The 19,455-nt window shown below is 65.2% G+C and carries 18 protein-coding genes; 4 read left to right on the forward strand and 14 right to left on the reverse strand.

Annotation, left to right across the window (positions count from 1 at the left end; translation table 11 throughout):
- Positions 1-10: 10 nt before the first annotated feature.
- The 6 genes from APT63_00590 to APT63_00615 form a co-directional block, all read right to left on the reverse strand.
- Positions 11-1,438 (reverse strand): aldehyde dehydrogenase, encoded by a 1,428-nt coding sequence (locus APT63_00590; GenBank protein ID AMA44226.1) that lies wholly within the window; start codon positions 1,436-1,438, stop codon positions 11-13.
- A 124-nt stretch (positions 1,439-1,562) separates the two neighbouring features.
- Positions 1,563-3,164, reverse strand: a complete 1,602-nt coding sequence (locus APT63_00595) for a hypothetical protein (GenBank protein AMA44227.1) — start codon at positions 3,162-3,164, stop codon at positions 1,563-1,565.
- 71 nt (positions 3,165-3,235) lie between these two features.
- Complete coding sequence (locus APT63_00600; protein AMA44228.1) at positions 3,236-4,615, reverse strand: sodium:solute symporter; 1,380 nt, start codon at positions 4,613-4,615, stop codon at positions 3,236-3,238.
- A gap of 76 nt (positions 4,616-4,691) precedes the next feature.
- Positions 4,692-6,185 (reverse strand): nitrate reductase, encoded by a 1,494-nt coding sequence (locus APT63_00605; protein ID AMA44229.1) that lies wholly within the window; start codon positions 6,183-6,185, stop codon positions 4,692-4,694.
- Positions 6,186-6,346: 161 nt separating this feature from the next.
- Complete coding sequence (locus APT63_00610; protein AMA47751.1) at positions 6,347-6,736, reverse strand: DUF4440 domain-containing protein; 390 nt, start codon at positions 6,734-6,736, stop codon at positions 6,347-6,349.
- A gap of 11 nt (positions 6,737-6,747) precedes the next feature.
- Positions 6,748-7,707, reverse strand: coding sequence for an agmatinase (locus tag APT63_00615; protein ID AMA44230.1), 960 nt, complete (start codon positions 7,705-7,707; stop codon positions 6,748-6,750).
- A gap of 213 nt (positions 7,708-7,920) precedes the next feature.
- Here APT63_00615 and APT63_00620 point away from each other — a divergent pair, with 213 nt between their 5' ends.
- The gene (locus APT63_00620; protein AMA44231.1) at positions 7,921-8,799 is read left to right on the forward strand and encodes a LysR family transcriptional regulator; all 879 of its coding nucleotides are present in this window, start codon (positions 7,921-7,923) and stop codon (positions 8,797-8,799) included.
- Positions 8,800-8,850: 51 nt separating this feature from the next.
- On the opposite strand, the gene APT63_00625 is transcribed toward APT63_00620, so the two are convergent.
- The 4 genes from APT63_00625 to APT63_00640 all read right to left on the reverse strand — a co-directional run bounded on the left by APT63_00625 (position 8,851) and on the right by APT63_00640 (position 13,030).
- Positions 8,851-9,609, reverse strand: a complete 759-nt coding sequence (locus tag APT63_00625) for a diguanylate phosphodiesterase (GenBank protein ID AMA44232.1) — start codon at positions 9,607-9,609, stop codon at positions 8,851-8,853.
- Between the two features lie 341 nt (positions 9,610-9,950).
- Entirely contained in the window at positions 9,951-11,591 is a 1,641-nt protein-coding gene (locus tag APT63_00630) for a malate:quinone oxidoreductase (GenBank protein ID AMA44233.1), read from the reverse strand.
- Positions 11,592-12,078: 487 nt separating this feature from the next.
- Entirely contained in the window at positions 12,079-12,297 is a 219-nt protein-coding gene (locus tag APT63_00635) for a hypothetical protein (GenBank protein ID AMA44234.1), read from the reverse strand.
- A 379-nt stretch (positions 12,298-12,676) separates the two neighbouring features.
- On the reverse strand, positions 12,677-13,030 hold the full coding sequence (locus tag APT63_00640; protein AMA47752.1) for a UDP-N-acetylmuramate--alanine ligase: 354 nt from the start codon (positions 13,028-13,030) through the stop codon (positions 12,677-12,679).
- Positions 13,031-13,711: 681 nt separating this feature from the next.
- Here APT63_00640 and APT63_00645 point away from each other — a divergent pair.
- From APT63_00645 to APT63_00655, 3 genes are all read left to right on the forward strand, one after another.
- Complete coding sequence (locus APT63_00645) at positions 13,712-14,050, forward strand: transcriptional regulator (GenBank protein ID AMA44235.1); 339 nt, start codon at positions 13,712-13,714, stop codon at positions 14,048-14,050.
- 42 nt (positions 14,051-14,092) lie between these two features.
- Entirely contained in the window at positions 14,093-15,415 is a 1,323-nt protein-coding gene (locus APT63_00650) for an ammonia channel protein (GenBank protein ID AMA44236.1), read from the forward strand.
- Between the two features lie 432 nt (positions 15,416-15,847).
- Positions 15,848-16,171, forward strand: a complete 324-nt coding sequence (locus APT63_00655; protein ID AMA44237.1) for a hypothetical protein — start codon at positions 15,848-15,850, stop codon at positions 16,169-16,171.
- Positions 16,172-16,308: 137 nt separating this feature from the next.
- Here APT63_00655 and APT63_00660 read toward each other — a convergent pair whose 3' ends face one another.
- From APT63_00660 to APT63_00675, 4 genes are read right to left on the reverse strand one after another with little or no spacing between them, the layout of a single operon-like run.
- A complete protein-coding gene (locus APT63_00660; GenBank protein AMA44238.1) occupies positions 16,309-17,004 on the reverse strand; it encodes an HAD family hydrolase in 696 nt (231 codons plus the stop codon).
- Positions 17,001-17,900 carry a recombinase XerC gene (locus tag APT63_00665; GenBank protein AMA44239.1) on the reverse strand — a complete coding sequence of 300 codons (900 nt, stop codon included), beginning with the start codon at positions 17,898-17,900 and terminating at the stop codon, positions 17,001-17,003. The genes APT63_00660 and APT63_00665 overlap by 4 nt, the downstream gene beginning before the upstream one ends.
- Positions 17,900-18,610, reverse strand: a complete 711-nt coding sequence (locus APT63_00670; protein ID AMA44240.1) for a hypothetical protein — start codon at positions 18,608-18,610, stop codon at positions 17,900-17,902. The genes APT63_00665 and APT63_00670 overlap by 1 nt, the downstream gene beginning before the upstream one ends.
- Positions 18,611-18,622: 12 nt before the next feature.
- Positions 18,623-19,453, reverse strand: coding sequence for a diaminopimelate epimerase (locus APT63_00675; protein AMA44241.1), 831 nt, complete (start codon positions 19,451-19,453; stop codon positions 18,623-18,625).
- Between the last annotated feature and the right edge of the window lie 2 nt (positions 19,454-19,455).

The following is a 19,455-nucleotide window of genomic DNA, read 5'->3' on the forward strand; positions in this document are numbered from 1 at the left end:
CCGGCCGTGTTCAGCCGAGGCAGCGGGTCACGTGCTTGATCGACTGGTAGGCGGCCAACCCCCACGGGCCCAGCTCGCGGCCGATGCCGCTGCCCTTGGTGCCGCCCCAGGAGGTCTCGACGAAGACGGCCTGGACCGAGTTGATCCAGACATGGCCGACCTCCAGCGCATCGGCCACCCGCTCGGCGCGGCTCAGGTCAGCGCTGGCCACGGTGGCGACCAGACCGAAGCGGCTGTCGTTGGCCAGGGCGATCGCCTGGGCCTCCGTGAGGAAGCGCTGGGTGCAGAGCACCGGGCCGAAGATCTCCTCTTGCCACAGGCGACTGCTGTGGGGGACGTCGACGTACAGCGTCGGGCTGACGAACCAGCCCTCGCGTGCCAGGGTCGCGCCGCCGGTCAGGCAATGCAGGCCCTCGGCACGGGCGATCTGGAAGTACTCGGCGACCTTGTGCCATTGCGCCGCGCTGGTCAGCGGGCCCATGTCGATGGCGTCGGTCAGCGGGTTGCCCACCCGCAAAGCGGCGAAAGCCGCTTGCAGGCGCGGCAGCAGAGTTTCGGCGATGCCGTCCTGGACCAGCAGGCGCGAGGTGGCCGAGCACATCTGCCCGGCGTTCCAGCAGATGCCGGCGACGATCCACTCGACCGCCTGATCCGGGTCGCAATCGTCGAACACGATGATCGCCGACTTGCCGCCCAACTCCAGGGTTACGGGCCGGCAATAGGCGGCCGAGCTGCGCATCACCTGGCTGCCCACTCCGTTGCTGCCGGTGAACGACAGCTTGTCCAGGCCAGGGTGCTCGCTCAGCGCGGCGCCGGTCTCGGCCTGGCCGATGACCAGGTTCAGGACCCCGGCCGGCAGCCCGAGCTGCTCGGCGATGCGGGCGTAGGTCTGCTCGATCAGCGGGGTGACTTCCGACGGCTTGAGCACCACGGTGCAGCCTGCGGCCAAGGCTGGCGCGAGCTTCCAGGCGCTGGTGACCAGCGGGAAATTCCACGGCACGATCAACCCGACCACGCCGACGGGCTCGCGCCGTGTGCGTGACGAGAACCCGGGCGCGGCCAGGGCCACTTCGGGCGAGGCGCCCTGCTGCTCGATCAGGGCCGCATAGTAGGTGAAGGTGGCGACGGCATCGTCGACGTCCACCTCGGCCTCGTGGCGGGGCTTGCCGTTGTTGCGCATCTGCAGGGTGACCAGCGCGTCGCGCTGCTGCACCAAGTGCTCGGCGAAACCGCGCAGCAGGGCGGCGCGCTCAGCCACCGGGGTCGCCTTCCAGGCCGGCAGGGCCCGGCGAGCGGCGGCAACGGCCTGGTCGACCTGAGCGCGGTCGGCCGATCTCAGCTCGGCGATGGGGTGGGCCAGGGATGGATCGTAGGCCACCAGGCAATCGTTGCCCGCGCCTGCGACCCACTGGCCGTCGATGTAGTGAGGGGTGTTCATGGTCGTTTTCCAATCGTCCGTTGATGAAGGCAGGGTGGACCGTGCGCCTGCCGTGGCGCTCGGCCCGCCTGCGAACCGTTCGTTCGGGGCGGGACGGGCCGGTGCAGGCAGCCGCGGCGTGCGGTCAGGGGGCGAACGGCGGTGCTTCGTCGATCTCGATGATCAGGGGGCGGTCGTCGGGCGCCTGGCGCAGCAGCGCCTGCAGGTGCGCGTGGTCACGGGCGCGCTCGGCGACGCAGCCGAAGCCGCGAGCGATGGCGAGAAAGTCCGGTGTGTAGATGTCCACGCCCAGGGGCGTGATGTCGCGGCGCTCCATGTAGCGCTTGATTTCGCCGTAGCCCTGGTTGTTCCACAGCAGCACGATGAGGCCGACCCGCGCTTCCACGGCACTGGCCAGCTCGGGCAGGCTGAACTGGAGGCCACCGTCGCCCATCAGGCTGATCACTGCGCGCTGGGGCTCGGCCAGCTTGGCGCCGATGGCGGCCGGCAAGCCGTAGCCCAGGGTGCCGTAGCCGGTGGAGGAGTTGAACCAGCGACGCGGACCGGCCAGCTCCACCAGGTGGTTGCCGCTGTAGACGGTCTGTGTCGAGTCGCCGACGAAGCGGGCCTCGGGCAGCACCTCGAGGAGGCAGTCGAACAGGCGCCGGTAGTGCGCCCAGCCGGTGAAGTCTTCGGCCAGACGATCACGGACCTGGGCAGCACGCCGTGCGCCGGGGCTGTCCACGCTCGCGGCGCGGGCCGGCAGGTGGGCAAGCAGCGCCTGCATCGTCTGCCGGGCGTCGCCGAGGAGGGCCAGGCTCGGGGCATGGTTGCGCGTCAGCTGCTCGGCGTCGATGTCGACACGGATCAGCGCGCCGCCCAGGCGGAAGTTGCCATCGAAGACCACGTCGTAATCGGTCTCGCCCAGTTCGGTGCCGATCGCCAGGACCACATCGGCCTCCAGCGCCAGCTCGCGCACCGGCACCAGCGATTGGTTGCTGCCCAGCAGCAGCGGATGATCGCCTGGCAGCAGACCCTTGGCGTTGATGGTCAGCGCCGTGGGTGCATCGAGCCGGGTGGCCAGCTCGGCGGCTTCGGCCTGCGCCTCGACGCAGCCGCCGCCCAGCAGCAGCAACGGGCGGCGGGCGTCACGCAGCAGGGTCGCGGCTTCGGCCAGCGCGTTGGCATCAGCCGCCGGACGCGGCAGGCGGCAGCGTGGCTGCACCGACAGGTGACCGGCCGGCGCGGTGATGATGTCCAGCGGCAGTTCGATGTGCACCGGCCTCGGGCGTTGGCTGTCGAAGACCGCGAAGGCGCGAGCCAGGACGCCCGGCAGTTCCTCCACGCTCATCAAGGTATGGCTGAACGCGCTGACGCCGGCGACCATGGCCCGTTGGCTGGGCAGTTCGTGCAGGTAACCGTTGCCCAGGCCGAGCCGCGCGCGCTCGTTGACGCTGCTGATCACCAGCATCGGGATGGAGTCGGCGTAGGCCTGGCCCATGGCCGTGAGGATATTGGTCATGCCGGGGCCGGTGATGATGAAGCATACCCCCGGCTTGCCGCTGACCCGTGCGTAGCCGTCGGCCATGAAGCCCGCGCCCTGTTCGTGGCGCGGGGTGATATGGCGGATGCCGCTGCCGGGCAGGCCGCGGTACAGCTCCACGGTGTGCACGCCGGGAATACCGAACACGGTGTCGACGCCCCAGGCCTGGAGCTGCTGGATGAGAAACTCTCCACAAGAAATCATGCTGCTTTTCCTTTTGAACGAAGGCGCGGTGCCGGCGCTTGTCGATACCGCGTGCATCGGATCGACGGGCGTCAGGCCATGCGTGTGCTGCGCAGTTGCGGACGGGTCAGCAGACTGCCCAGCACGAAGCTCAGTAGGCCGACGGCCAGGCTGTAGTAGATCGGCGTGTTGGCTTCCAGGCCGTCGCGGAACATGAACACCAGCGCCGTGCCGCAGCCCAGCGCCATGCTCAGGATCGCCCCGGTGGTGGTCGCGCGCTTCCAGTAGATGGCGCCGAGCATCGGGATCAGGATGCCGCCGACCAGCAGGTTGTAGGCCAGGGTCAGCGCGCCGATGACGTCGTTGACGACCAGCGCGATGCCCAGCACCACCACCCCGGTGGCGAAGGTGAACGCGCGCGACATGGCCAGGCTCGAAGCGCGGCCACTCCTCAGCTTGGGCAACAGGTCTTCGGTGAGGGTGGTCGAGGCGGCCAGCAGGCCGGCGCTGGCGGTGGACATCATCGCTGCCAGCGCGGCGGCGATCACCAGGCCGCGAATGCCATCGGGCAAGGCGCTCTGCACGATCGAGGCGAAGGCGTTGTTGGCGTCGGCCAGGTCCGGCAGCAGCACCTTGGCGCACATGCCGATCAGCGCACCGACCAGGCCGTAGATCACGCAATACACCCCGGCCAGGCTGCCGGCCACGCGCGCCACCCCCTCGCTGCGCGCGGTGAACACGCGCTGCCAGATGTCCTGGCCGATGAGGATGCCGAAGAAGTAGATCAGGAAGTAGGTGAGGATGGTGTCGTAACCGAGGGTGGTGAAGCTGAAGGCGGATTCGGGCAGCTTGGCGTGCAGGGCATCCCAACCGCCGACGCGCCACAGGCAGATCGGCAGCAGCACGAACATCAGGCCTATGGTCTTGATCACGAACTGCACGATGTCGGTCAGGGTCAGCGACCACATGCCGCCGATGCTCGAATACACCACCACCACGCCACCGGCCAGGAGGATGGCGGTGACGAAGGGCAGGTCGAACAGCACTTGCAGCACGGTGCCACTGGCCAGCGTCGAGACCACGGCGATCATCAGCGCGTAGGCGAACATCACCACCGCGCTGGCCTGACGTGCCATGGGTGTGTAGCGGCGCTCGAGAATCTGCGTCACGGTGCTGATACGCAGCTTGAGCAGGGGCTTGGCCAGGCACAGGTTGAGCACGATGATCCCCGCGCCCAAGGCGGCGCACAGCCAGAACCCGGAAATGCCGTGCACATACCCCAGGCGCACGGTGCCGACGGTCGCCGCGCCGCCCAGTACCGTGGCGGCCATGGTGCCGAGGTAGAAGGCCGGGCCCAGGTTGCGCCCGGCCACCAGATAATCTTCCTGGGTGCGTGCGCGGCGCATGCCGTACCAGCCGAGCAGCAGCATGCCGGCGGCGTAAAGGATCACTACGGAGATATCCAGGAGCATGGTGTTGTTCTCATTGTTCTGGAAGGAAAGGACACCGGGCCCTACACGCCCGGTGTGTGAGCGGTCGCAGGGCTGATCAGGCGATCCCGGCGCCTCCGAGCGTCAGGCCGACGGAGCTTTTCTGCCGCACCCAGCGCGGGCCGAGCGGGCCGTAGACCTCGGCCGGTTCCGGGAACAGGTTGAGCAGCGCCAGGTACAGCAGCCCCGCCATGCCCAGGGTGATCGGCAGGCTGATGTCGATGCCACCGGCCAGGTCGCCCAGCGCACCGACGAACTGCCCGGGCAGGTTGACGAAGCACAGGCCCACCGCCGCGCTCGGAATCCAGGCGCCCAGGCCGCGCCAGTTCCAGCCGTGCTGGAACCAGTAGCGTCCACCGCGCTCGCCGCGGGTGAACACCTGCAGGTCGTCGGCGTGGTAGACGCCGCGGCGCACGATCAGGCCCAGGATCATGATCACCATCCAGGGGCTGGTGCAGGTGACGATCAGCACGGCGAAGGTCGAGACGCTCTGTACCAGGTTGAAGGCGAAGCGGCCGATGAAGATGAAGGCGATTGCCGCCACGCCGATCAGCAGCGTGGCCACCGCGCGGCTCAGTACCCGTGGGAACATGCTCGACATGTCCAGGCCCGTGCCGTACAGCGCGGTGGTGCCGGTGGACAGGCCGCCGATCAGGGCGATCAGGCACACCGGCAGGAAGAACCAGCTTGGCGAAATGGCCAGCAGGCCGCCGACGTAGTTGCTCGCCTCGATGTACTGCGGCGCCTGGGTGGCCACCAGGGTCGCGGTGCACAGGCCGAACAGGAACGGAATCAGCGTACCGGCCTGGGCCGCGACCACCGCCAGCATGATGCGCCGCTTGGGCGTATGGCGGGGGATGTAGCGCGACCAGTCGCCGAGGAAGGCGCCGAACGACACCGGATTGCTCATGGCCAGCAACGCCGCACCGATGAAGGCGGCCCAGAAGCCTGTCTGCTCGACGTCGAGGGTGCCGGCGTAGTGCATGTCGAACGGCCCGGCGAAGGCCACCACGCCCAGCAGGAACAGCAGGCTCGAGGCCCACACCGCGATCCTGTTGACCCACAGCATGATGCGAAACCCATAGATGCACACCGCCAGCACCAGTACGGCGAACACCCCATAGGCCAGGCCCAGGGTCAGATCGTTTTCGGGCAGGCCGACCAGGCGCTTGGCACCGCCGATCAGGGCGTCGCCCGAACTCCAGACCGACAGCGAGAAGAACGCCACGGCGGTGAGCAAAGAAAGGAAGGAGCCGACGATGCGCCCATGCACGCCAAAGTGCGCGCCGGACGAAACCGCATTGTTGGTGCCGTTGAGCGCGCCGAACAGGCCCATGGGCGCGAGAATCAGCGCGCCGACCGCAACGCCCAGGACGATCGCCCACAGGCCGGCCTGGAACGACAGGCCGAACAGCACGGGGAAGCTGCCCAGCACTGCCGTGGCGAAGGTGTTGGCGCCGCCGAAGATCAGGCGAAACAGGTCGGTGGGGGATGCATCGCGCTGGGCGTCGGGAATCTGCTCGACGCCAAAGGTTTCGATACCCGTACTCATGGTGTGTCTCCGGTGCCTGTCACGGTTCTTGTAAGGCCGGTTCAGGCGCACCGGCCTTTTTATTCACCCCCGGCAAGGACCGGTGGGCGGTGTCACAGCAAGACCCCCGGGTGTGGGGTCGCAACGTGCGCGGGAAGGGTGGCCCCGCGCGCGCCGCAGGTTCAGCTCAGGCTCGGGGCCGACAGATGCTCGTGGCACGCCAGCCACTGCCCGGCCTGGTGACGAAAGACGATGGTCTCGCGCTCGTGCAGGTGGTGTTCTTCGCCATCCAGAGACAGGCGGGTCACGACGTCATGGATGAAAATCGCCACCTCATCGCCCTGCAGGCTGACGTGAGCCCCGCTGGAGCGGCAGCTCAGTACGGCAAAACCTTCGGCCTGCCATTGCTGCCAGAGGGCGCGATAGCGTTCGAGCGACAGCGGCTGCGGCTGGGTATGGAACACGAACGTGGCGTCTTCGCTGAAGCAGGCGAAATAACGTGCCGTGTCGTTGCTGGCGAACGCCGCCACCAGGGCCTCGGCAGCGGCCTGCACCTCGGCCGCACGGGCCATCGATGCAGCCGTCATCGGCGCACCACACCTGGCAGCACACAGAGCATTTCGTACAGCAGGTTGGCGCCGAGCAACGAGGTGTTGCCGGTGGTGTCGTAGGGCGGCGAGACCTCGACCAGGTCACAGCCCACCAGGTCCAGGCCCTGGCAGCCACGGATGATCTCCAGCGCCTGGATGGTGGTCAGGCCGCCCACCTCGGGCGTGCCCGTGCCCGGCGCCCAGGCCGGGTCGATGCCGTCGATGTCGAACGACAGGTACACCGGACCGCCACCGACCTTCTCGCGCACCTCGGCCATCAGGGGTGCCAGCGAGCGGTGCCAGCATTCCTCGGCCTGCACCACGCGAAAACCCTGCTTGCGGCTCCAGTTGAAGTCCTCGCTGGTGTAGCCCTGGGCACGCAGGCCGATCTGCACGACGCGATCGCTGTCGAGCAGGCCTTCTTCCTGGGCACGGCGGAAGGTGGTGCCGTGGGCGATCTTCTCGCCGAACATGTGGTCGTTGACGTCGGCATGCGCATCGATGTGCACCAGGCCGACCTTGCCGTGCTTCTTGTGGATCGCGCGCAGGATCGGCAGGGTCAGGGTATGGTCGCCCCCCAAGGTCAGCGGGATGATGCCGTGGTCGAGGATACGGTCGTATTCCTGCTCGATGATCCGCACGGCGTCGAGCAGGTTGAAGGTGTTGATCGCGATGTCACCGATGTCGGCGACGTTCAGCGAATCGAAGGGCGCCGCACCGGTGGCCATGTTGTAGGGGCGGATCATCACCGATTCGGCACGGATCTGCCGCGGGCCGAAGCGGGTACCGGAGCGCAGCGATGTGCCGATGTCCAGAGGGATGCCGACGAAGGCCGCATCGAGCTGGTTCAGGGCGTCGGGTGTCTGTACGTGGGGAAGACGGAGCATGGTGGCGATGCCACCGAAACGGGGCATTTCGTTGCCGCCCAAAGGTTGGTGGAGAGACTGGTCCACGGGTGGCCTCACATTGTTGTCATTGGTGTGGGGCCATTCTGGTAATGCGGCGCAGGCAAAAGAATCGCTGGCGGCAAAAAGATAGTTCAGCGATTTCTAAACTATCGCCGGCACGTCCCTGGCGAAGACCGGGCCTGGCGTGTGCGGCCTTACAGCTACCGCGCAGCCGACGACTGCTCTTAGAATGGCACCGTCCATGCGCCCGGAGCCCCCATGTCCTCTCCCTTGACCGACCTCAAACTGCTGCGCATCTTCGCCAGCGTGGTACGTCACCAAGGCTTCGCGGCCGCCCAGCACGAGCTCAATCTGTCGACGTCGGCCATCAGCACTTACATGAGCCAATTGGAAACTCAGCTGGGCATCGTGTTGTGCCACCGTGGTCGAGGCGGCTTCAGCCTGACCAGCAAGGGCGAACTCTTTCATCAGGAAACCGTGCGGCTTCTGGCCGAGTTCGAGGGCTTCGAACGCTACAGCGCTGCCCTCAAGGGTGAGCTGCGTGGCACCTTGAACCTGGGCGTGCTCGACTCCACCGTCACCGATCCGGCGCTGCCCTTGGCCGACGTGATCGGTGCCTACAGCCAGGAGCACCCGGCGGTGCACCTGCACCTGAGCGTGCTGAGCCCGGCGCAGCTGCAACTGGGGGTGCAGGAGAACCGGCTGGACCTGGCCATCGGCGCTTTCTCGATCCGCATGAACGGCCTCATCTACCAACCCCTGTACCGCGAGCAGCACTGGCTGTATTGCAGCGACCGACATCCGCTGTTCGATCAGCAGCGTATCTCGCCCGATACCATCACCCAGCAACGCATGGTCGGGCGGGGCTACTGGAGCCAGGCCGAACTGGCCCGGCATGGCTTCAAGCACAGCGCGGCGACGGTGGAGTCCATGGAGGCGCAGATGATCCTGGTGCTGTCGGGTGCCTACATCGGCTACATGCCGGAGCACTATGCGCAGACCTGGGTCGAGCAGCAGCGACTCAAGGTCCTGGTACCGGCGACCTTCGGTTACCAGGCACCGTTTTCCCTGGCGATACGGCGGGGCAGGGCGCGCGAGCCGTTGATCCAGAGCTTTCGTGATCGGCTCAAGGGATGACGCGGTGAGCGACGGCGGGCCAGCCCGCGCGTCGAGACGGGGCGGCCTGGATCAGGCGCTCGGCCAGTTCACCGCCGGCAAGGCCTCGAACGCGGGACGTGCGAACAGGTAACCCTGGAACAGGGCGATGTCCAGGCGCTGCAGCTCTCGGAGTTCTTCCAGGGTTTCCACGCCTTCGGCCACCACCTGGATGTGCAAGGTCTTGCAGATCTGGACGATGCCTTTCACGATCGCCTGGCGCACGTGATCGGTGTCGATGTTGCGCACCAGGGCCATGTCCAGCTTGATGATGTCAGGCTGGAATTCGGCCAGCAGGTTCAGGCCGGAGTAGCCGGCGCCGAAGTCGTCGATGGCGGTCTTGAACTGCCGACGCTGGTACTCGTGGACGATGCCCTTGAGGTGGTCCTTGTCGGTCAGCTCTTCCTGCTCGGTGATCTCGAAGATGATCCGGTCGGTCGGGAAGTCGAAGCGCCGTGCCGCCGCCAGGGTGGCGCGGATGCAGTTGGAGGCCTGGTAGACGGCATTGGGCAGGAAGTTGATGCTCAGCAGGCAGGGGATCTGCAAACGGGCCGCCAGTTCGATGGCCTTGATCCGGCAGGACTGGTCGAAGGCGTAGCGGTTGGTGTCGTTGACCCGGGCCAGTACGCTGGGCGCGCCGCTGCCGTCGGTACCGCGTACCAGGGCCTCGTAGGCGTAGATGCTCGAGTCGCGCAGGTCGACGATTGGCTGGAAGGCCATGCTGAAATCGAAATCCAGTGCCTTGCCATCGAGGCACGAAGCACAGGCACGCTTGTTGGAAAGTTCGCCCATGTGGAGTGTCCATTGAGTCGGTGAAGAAGGAGGCGGTGATCGTTCCCAGGGCGGTTTTCGATCATTGCCGTGCAGGCTCACCGTCGTGGCGAGGACGCTTCCATGGCGGTCGGGCGCATGCTCGTTCCGGCATACGGACGAGTCTTGTCCACTGCGTTGGACAGACGACGACGCATGGAGTGCGATGGTATTCCTGAGGTATACAGCAGAAGATGGCAAAGCGCCATGCCTGAGGGCCGAGCGGCCTTCATGGAAAAGCCACGGATCCGATCACTCGGGTCCGTGGCTCGAGGGGTGCCTGAGCCCCCTTCAGCCGCTCGGCGACTGGAGGGGGCAGGTCATCACAGGGCCATGTCGGCCGCTGGATTGGCTTCCACGGGCGCAGACGACGAGCCGTCGTAGGCTGGAACCGAAGCATCGATCACCGGCGGCGGCGTGAGCTGCAGCACCTTGGAGGTGTAGTTCCACTCTTCCTGGGTCTTGGCGGCCGAGTCGTTCAGACGGGTGCCGTAGCTTGGCACGATCTGGTGGACCTTGGCTTGCCACTCAGGCGTGGCCAGCTTGTCCTTGAACACGCGCTCCAGTACGCCCAGCATGATCGGGGCAGCGGTCGAGGCACCAGGCGAGGCGCCCAGCAGGCCGGCGATGGAGCCGTCCTTGGAGGAGACCAGTTCGGTACCCAGCTTCAGCACGCCACCGAGCTGCTCGTCACGCTTGATGATCTGCACGCGCTGGCCGGCTTGCCACAGACGCCAGTCTTCTTTCTTGGCGTGCGGGAAGTACTGCTGCAGGGCGGCGAAGCGGTCGTCGTCGGACTGCATCAGCTGACCGGCAAGGTACTCGACCAGCGGGTACTGGTCGATACCCACGCGGGTCATGGGCCAGGTGTTGTGCAGGGTCATGCTGCTCAGCAGATCGAAGTACGAGCCCTGCTTGAGGAACTTGGTCGAGAAGGTCGCGAATGGCCCGAACAGGATGACGCGCTTGCCGTCCAGCACGCGGGTGTCCAGGTGCGGAACCGACATGGGCGGCGCACCGGTCGAGGCGATGCCGTAGGCCTTGGCCATGTGCTGCATGGCGATGGTCGGGTTCTCGGTGACCAGGAACGAACCGCCTACCGGGAAGCCAGCGTATTCCTTGGCTTCTGGAATACCGGACTTCTGCAGCAGCTTCAGCGCGCCACCACCGGCACCGATGAACAGGAACTTGGCGTCGGTCGCGCTCTTGCTACCGTCCTTCAGGTTCTTGTACTCGACGTGCCAGGAGCCGTCGTCGTTGCGGGTGATGTCCTGGACCTCGGTGGACAGCTTCAGGTCGAAGTTGTCCTTGGTCTTGAGGTGACCGACGAACTGGCGGGTGATCTCGCCGAAGTTCACGTCGGTGCCGATCGGCGTCCAGGTCACGGCCAGCTTCTGGTTCGGGTCACGCCCTTCCATCATCAGCGGAACCCACTTGGCGATCTGTGCGTGGTCTTCGGAGTACTGCATCGGGCGGAACAGCGGGCTCGCCTGCAGCGCCTCGTAGCGCTTCTTCAGGAAGCGGATGTTGTCGTCACCCCAGACGAAGCTCATGTGCGGCGTCGAGTTGATGAACGAACGTGGGTTCTTCAGAACGTTGTTGCGCACCTGCCAGGACCAGAACTGACGCGAGATCTGGAACGACTCGTTGATCTCGACGGCCTTGGAGATGTTGATGTTGCCGTCTTTGTCTTCCGGGGTGTAGTTCAGCTCGGCCAGGGCCGAGTGACCGGTGCCGGCGTTGTTCCAGCCGTTCGAGCTCTCTTCGGCGACGCCGTCCAGACGCTCGATCATTTCCATCGACCAGCTTGGCTCCAGCTCGCTGAGCCAGATACCCAGGGTCGAACTCATGATGCCGCCGCCTACCAACAGGACATCGACTTTCTTGGTCTCTTCGGCGTGGGCCTGCATGAAGCCCGCGACAACGGCCAGGCCCAACAGGGTCTTGCTTGCCTTTTTGAACATTGAATTATCCAGTACCGTACGTTATCCACCCGCCGCTCTCTCGATAGATCCCTGCAGGCCTGGTAAGCGCTGGCACGGTCTGACAGTCGAGTGCGACGATGGGTGGTCTTCAGGAGCGATTGCTCAGCCCCAATGGGTAATGTCTTCAGCGCTGGCTTTTTATAAGGATGGATTCAGCGGCTTGAGCAACATGAACGCCTGCCCGCCGGCCATCCTGGCAAGTCTAGGCTTTGAAACGTTTCAGCCATTGTAACCGAATTATTCCACCCATCAAATTTTAGGGGGCGACGTCAAGACGACAGGTTGCCTCAGGGGGTCGGTCCTTTCTGATCAATCGCGTTGGCCCGTCCTCTTCAAGTCAAAGACCAAAGGTCATCGGTCAGGCAAGCGGGCAGGAGCGGCGATGACCTCGATCACCTGAGGTCACGTCGAGACGCATGTGCCATGAGCGTCGCTCTGGCACAGGCCGGTCGTCTTGCGCCATGGCTCAGTGGCACGTCTGGGTCTGCCCGAGCATCTGCTCCAGGCGTTCGTAGATTGTCTGCAGGTCGTTGGCTGCCGCCAGCAGTTGCTCATGGTGCACGCTGCCTGGATGCACACGCGTGATCTTGCGCGTCAGGAACTGGGCGCACGTCAGGTGCTCGGCTGCGTAGATGAGCAGGTCTTCGAAGGAAGGGGCAGGTGGGTCCGGTACGATCTTCAGCATGCAAAGGCTCCTCGTCAGGTGGAGCTGCCACGCGGCTGCTGTCAAACATGGGAGGTGGCAGCTGTACGCGGGTTGACAGACCGAGGACGAAGAGAGACCCGGCGCACACGAGGTGCCCCACGTACACCTGCCATAACGGCGAGTACATGCATCTCTTCGAGCAAAACGGCCTGTCACAACCGGTCGCTTGCATCAGCGACCGGTCGAGACTAGGAGGGCGTAGGACTCAATGCAACGGCATATGTACGAGCCGAGCATATTTGGGAAAAGGCCTACGACGAATAGGGAAAATCTGAAGGCTTTGTTGCCATTTTCCTTGTGTTCCACGTGAAACATGAACCCAGGCCGACCCAATGACGCTTTCCGGACAGGCCGTCGTTCAGGCCCGGACGTAGGCCCAGGCAGTCAAACCTGAGGCCAGGGTGACGGCCACTCGGGTGTAGTCCGACACTTCGTAATCGTCGGCCGCTGCCAGCTCTTCGGCCGAGATCTGGAAGACCTTGCCGCTGACGCTGTCATCCGCCGTGTCAGTGGGAAAGACGATAGGGTGACGGGACTTGCCACTGGTCGCGACAACGGCTGGATCGGTGATCTCCACCCAATCCTGCCGGTAGCCCAGCATGCGGTCTTCCTGGCCAGTCAGCTCTCGACCGAACTTGGCCAACTGCACGGCCTTGTCCTGAAGGGTGCCATAGGAGAACAGCAGCTCCGGATAGAGGGCCGAGGGCGTCAGTGAATGCGCAGGGGCCTCGGCTGCAGGCTGGAGGCGGGCTTCGAGCGCGGCGACCTGTTGCTCCAACGCTTCCAGCCGGGCCCGCGTGCGGCTCAGCACGACCATCTGACTGTCGAACTCTTCACGGCTGACCAGCTCCAGCTTGCTGAACGCACTTTGCATCAGGGCTTTGAACTGACCTTCAAGGTCGGCACGGGGGCGGGCACCGTCCCCCGTGAACAGACGCGACGCCTGGTCGCTGAGGGCATCGAGAAAGGCTTTGGGCGCGAGCATGGGGCGACGTTCCGCAGGACATGAGTAGAGCGTCAGTGTAGCACGGTGCTCGAGGGCATCAGGCCCGCACGGTTTTTGGGCACGCCCGTCCTGTGCTGCGCACCGAAGCTGTGCATCCCGTTGAAAAGGGCCGCGTGTTTGTCTGGTTAGCTTCCGGCAAACACCTGTTTTGAAAGGCCTTTGCCAACTTGGCAAGGAATCTGCAAAACCTCCGTCAGAGCATGCACTGATGCGGCTCTCGAACCCCGTACGGAGAAGTACCGGCCCGAGCGATGGCTTGCGACCGGGCACACCGCAGAGTGGGCACGAGGATACCGTCGAGGATGCGTTACAAAGCCATGCGCTGCGCTTAGACTGGCCACGGGTTTGTTTTCCTGGGGCAAGTCCACCTAATCGGGAGAGAGTTTCATGAAGCTAGTCACTGCCATCATCAAGCCATTCAAGCTGGACGACGTCCGCGAGTCTCTGTCGGAGATTGGCGTACAAGGCATCACCGTGTCCGAAGTCAAAGGCTTCGGCCGTCAGAAGGGGCATACCGAGCTGTACCGGGGTGCCGAATATGTCGTCGATTTCCTGCCCAAGGTGAAGATCGAAGTGGCCATCGACGACAAGGACCTCGACCGCGTGATCGACGCCATCACCAAGGCGGCCAACACCGGCAAGATCGGCGACGGCAAGATCTTCGTGGTCAATCTGGAACAGGCGATCCGTATCCGTACCGGCGAAACCGGCACCGACGCGATCTGACCTAGCGCCTCACCAAACCCCCAAGCCCCAGGAGAAAACAACATGACTCTGCGCACGATCGCAGGGCTAGGCGCCCTATTGTCCCTCGTAATGCCTGGGCTGGCCCTGGCCGAAGAGGCTGCCCCCGTTCTCAACTCCGGCGACACCGCCTGGATGCTCACGGCCACGGCCCTGGTGCTGTTCATGACCATCCCCGGTCTTGCGCTGTTCTATGGCGGCATGGTGCGCTCCAAGAACGTGCTGTCGGTGATGATGCAATGTTTCGCCATCACCGGCCTGATGAGCATCCTGTGGATGGTCTACGGCTATAGCCTGGCCTTCGATACCACCGGCATGGAAAAGGGCGTGCTCAACGCCAGCTCCTTCGTCGGCGGGCTGTCCAAGGCCTTCCTGGCAGGCGTCACGCCCCAGAGCCTGACCGCGTCCTTCCCTGAGCCGGTGTTCATCACCTTCCAGATGACGTTCGCCATCATCACCCCGGCGCTGATCGTCGGTGCCTTTGCCGAACGCATGAAGTTCTCGGCGATGCTGGTGTTCATGACCGTCTGGTTCACCCTGGTGTATGCGCCCATCGCGCACATGGTCTGGGGCGGCGATGGTGCATTGATGTGGGACTGGGGCGTGCTCGACTTCGCCGGCGGCACCGTGGTGCACATCAACGCGGGCATCGCCGGCCTGGTGGCCTGCCTGGTCCTGGGCAAGCGCAAGGGCTTCCCGACCACGCCCATGGCGCCGCACAACCTGGGCTATACCCTGATGGGCGCTGCCATGCTATGGATCGGCTGGTTCGGGTTCAACGCAGGCTCCGCCGCGGCTGCCAACGGCACGGCCGGCATGGCCATGCTGGTGACCCAGATCGCCACGGCCGCTGCCGCACTGAGCTGGATGTTCGCCGAGTGGATCGGTCACGGTAAGCCAAGCGCACTGGGCATCGCGTCTGGGGTGGTCGCAGGGTTGGTGGCGATCACGCCAGCAGCCGGCACGGTCGGCCCGATGGGTGCCCTGGTGATCGGCCTGGCATCCGGCGTGATCTGCTACTTCTGCGCCACCCGCCTCAAGCGCAAGCTGGGCTACGACGACTCCCTGGATGCCTTCGGCGTACACGGTGTGGGCGGCATCGTCGGCGCAATCCTCACCGGTGCCTTCGCAGCCCCCGCCCTGGGCGGCTTCGGCGAGGTACAGGACATCGCCCTGCAACTGTGGATTCAGACCAAGGGCGTCCTCGTCACCGTGGTCTACACCGGCGTGGTGACCTATGTGATCCTCAAGGTGGTCGATGTGACGATGGGCCTGCGGGTCAGTGAAGAAGAAGAGTCGGTCGGCCTCGATCTGGCTCAGCACAACGAGCGCGGCTACAACTTGTAACTACGCGCACGGTGTCCACTTGCCCGGCTTGCCCGGGCATTTTTTCGTCTGCGATTCGCCCAGTCTGGGCCATCGAAGCCCGCTGCGGCGCGCTTGTCGCGCGCGGCAGAAAACTTACAACGTGCAGGGCATTTCTGGTGCTTTGCTTTTTCTGCGGGCGCGCTAGAATGCGCGCCAACGCATGTCATGGCGCGTCCGTTTGCGTGGCGTATCGATCGATACACGCGCACGCGAGGGTGGCGAATGCCAGCCCATGGCGTCGAATTTCGTCAACGTCCGCACCTGCGGCGTTGCACCACGACCGCTTCCTGACGAAGCGGTCGACACGACCGAGGCTTGCCGAACGTCCGTGGAATTTTTGCCTGTGATCGTCGGTCTACGGCGTCACTGGCTGCAAACTCAATCTGCCTTTAGCATGGCATGGGGAACGACATGAGCGACGATGATCTGGAAAACGACGACCTCGAAGTAGGTGATGACGAGGCCGACGAGGCCCTCGAAGCGGCGACCGACGAAGGCGCTGAAGACGCAGGCGACGACGATAGCCCTGCACCTGCTGCCAAAGGCAAGGCCAAGGCTGCCGTCTCGGTAGATGACATGCCGAGCCTGGAAGCCAAGCAGAAAGAGCGCGATGCCCTGGCCCGTGCCATGGAAGAGTTCCTGTCGCGTGGCGGCAGAATCCAGGAAGTGGAGGCCAACGTGGTCGCCGATCCGCCCAAGAAGCCGGACAACAAGTACGGCAGCCGTCCTATCTGAGGGACGCCTTCGGGCACTGCATCACCCGTGAAAGCGTGCATTGGCCAGCGCTTTCACGGCAGGCTTCGAATGAACGTGGCCTTGGCTTGCCGCCATTCGATGGCAAGCGTTCACCCTCTTGCGACAGGCGCGTGGTGCTACTGCCACCGTGCCAAGACGTCGTCCAGCTCCGACAAACACCGTATTTCGGCATCCGGCGCCTGCTCGGCCTGCCAGGGCGTGCCCTGTGGGTTGAACCATACGGCCTTGAACCCTGCACCCTGCGCTCCGGCGATGTCGTCACGTGGGTGGTCGCCCACGTGTACGGCGTTCGCCGCCTGCGCGTTGCCCCGTCGCAGTGCCTCCAGAAAGAGCGCCGGATCCGGCTTGCCGATACCCAGGTCCTCGGCGCACAAGGCGAAATCGAAATAATCGGCAAGGCCCAGGCGACGCACGTCGGCGTTGCCATTGGTCACCACGCCTATCGTATAGCGCTGGCCCAGGCGCTCGAGCATGGGCTGTACCTGCGGGAAGATCTCCAGCTGGTGACGGGCATGCAGGAACACCTCGAACGCCTCGTCAGCCAGGGCCTGCGCCTGTGGCTCAGGGTAGTCGAGTGCTTGCAATGCCTGGAGCAGCACCTGGCGGCGCAAGGCGCTGATGCGGTGCTTGAGCCCAGGCTCGGCCTGCACCACACGCTCGCGTACCCCGTGCAGGTGCTCGACCGGCAGCTCGCCCAGCGCCGGGGCATGGGCCTTGATCCAGTCGCGCAGGACGAGCTCTGCGCTGGCGATCACGGGCGGTGTATCCCACAGCGTATCGTCGAGGTCGAAGGTGATCAGCGTGATGCTCATGAGTCGGTACCCTTGCTGCGTTTGGCCCTGGGGTGGGCGCTGTCGTACACCGCGGCCAGGTGCTGGAAATCCAGGTGGGTGTAGATCTGCGTGGTGGTGATGTCGGCATGGCCGAGCATCTCCTGCACGGCACGCAGGTCCTGGGAGGATTCCAGCAGGTGGCTGGCGAAAGAATGGCGAAGCATGTGCGGGTGCAGGTGCTGGCCGAGCTCGCGCTCGCCCACCACCTTGACGCGGAGCTGGATGGCACGCGTGCTCAGGCGCCGACCCTGACGGGTGATGAACACCGCGCCATCGAGGGGGCTACCCAGGCCACGCAGCTTGAGCCAGGCGGCGAGCGCCTCGCGGGCCTTGCGGCCGACCGGCAGGACACGGGCCTTGTTGCCCTTGCCCACGACGTGAACCAGGCCGGCCGCCAGGTCGAGGTGACCCAGGTCGAGCCCCGCCAGTTCGGACAGGCGCAGCCCGGAGGAATAGAACAGTTCGAGCATCGCCTGGTCACGGCGGGCGATGAAGTCATCGTCGACGCCGCCCTCAAGCAGTTGCTGGGCGCGGTCGGTGTCCAGCACCTTGGGCAGCCGACGTTCGCCCTTGGGCGGCGACAGGCCGTTGGCCGGGTCGTGCTGGCACAGGCCTTCGCGTATCAGGTAACGGTAGAAACCGCGTACCGACGACAGCAGGCGCGCCAGGCTGCGCGAGGACTGGCCCTGGTGGTGCTGGCGGGCGATGAAGTGGCGCAGCGACTGGATCTGCAGGTCGGGCCAGCGCTCGATCGCCTGGTCCTTGCAGTGGGCCAGCACCTTGAGCAGATCGCCCCGGTACGCCTGGATCGTGTTGCCCGAGACCTGACGCTCGTTGCGCAGGTAGGCGCAATAAGCCTCCAGCTGGCGCTCCATCAACGCACCGGACGCAGGGACTGCAGCGAGCGCGCCACGACGCGACCCAGGACATCGGCGATGTGGTTCAGGAACAGCGTTCCTACCGTGCTCTTGTAGTGTTGCGGATCGGGGCTGCCAATGGCCAGGACGCCATGCAGGCCATTGTGATCGAGCGTCGCCACCGCGCTGGAGCCGACCTGGCGGCGCTGGCTCTCGCCGAACAGGAACGCCAGCTCGTGATCGCGCAGATTGCCACTGACGGCCTTGCCGCTGCTCAGCAGGCCACCGATGGCTTGCTGCGCTTCGCCCAGGCTGGTCCAGCGCCCGACCGAGGCCGGGTGTTCGCTGAACAGGATGAGGCTGACGAATGGGACCTGGAAGTCCTGGCGCAGGCTGTCCTCGACCGTCATCACCACGTCTTCGAGGTGGCTGGCATCGAGCAGGTCGACGATCAGCCGACGTGTCTTTTCGAACAGCCGGTCGTTGTCGCGGGCCACGTCCATTAGTTGCGACAGGCGATGGCGCATCTCGATGTTGCGCTCGCGCAGCAGCTTCAACTGGCGCTCCACCAGCGACACGCTGTCGCCGCGCTGGTGGGGGATGTGCAAGGTGCCTAGCAGTTCGTCGTGCTCGGCGAAGAAGGTCGGGCGTGCCCGAAGGAAGGCCACCACCGCCTCGGCATCGAGATCGTGGGGTGCCGTGGATGAATCCTTGGGCCGGTCGCTCATGAAAGTCCTCGCTTAAAGACGAATCTGTCCCTCGTAGACCCGAACCGCCGGCCCGGTCATCATGACCGGCTTGCCGGGGCCGGCCCATTCGATGCTCAAGCGTCCGCCCGGCAGGTCGAGCGACACGGGTGAGTCCATCCAGCCCTGGCTGATCGCGGCCACCGCCGCCGCACAGGCGCCGGTGCCGCAGGCCTGGGTTTCACCGGCACCACGCTCCCATACCCGCAACAGCGCCTGATGACGATCGACCACCTGCAGGAAGCCGACGTTCACACGCTGTGGAAAACGCGTGTGGTGCTCGATTTTCGGCCCCAGCGTGTGCACCGGCGCGTTGTGTACGTCCTCGACCCGCAGGACGGCATGGGGGTTGCCCATCGACAGCGCGGCGATGTCGACCGTCTGCCCGTCCACCTCGAGCGGGTAGCTCAACGCTTCGGCCGGTGCCTGGAACGGGATGTCGTTCGGCGCCCGCCGAGGCGGACCCATGTCGACGCGCACCTGCCCGTCGTTGCGCACGTCGAGCACGATGATGCCGCCCTTGGTTTCCACGCGGATGCGTTTCTTGGCGGTCAGGCGCTTGTCCAGCACGAAACGGGCGAAACAGCGCGCGCCATTGCCGCACTGTTCGACCTCGGAGCCGTCGGCATTGAAGATCCGGTAGCGAAAATCCACGTCCGGGTTGCTCGGCGCCTCGACGATCAGCAACTGGTCGAAGCCGACCCCTGTGTGCCGGTCGCCCCATTGCCGGGCATGCTTGGGCTGGATGTGCGCGTGCTGGCTGACCAGGTCCAGGACCATGAAGTCGTTCCCCAGCCCGTGCATCTTGGTGAAACGCAGCAGCATGG

Source organism: Pseudomonas monteilii, assembly GCA_001534745.1.
Lineage (GTDB): Bacteria > Pseudomonadota > Gammaproteobacteria > Pseudomonadales > Pseudomonadaceae > Aquipseudomonas > Aquipseudomonas alabamensis.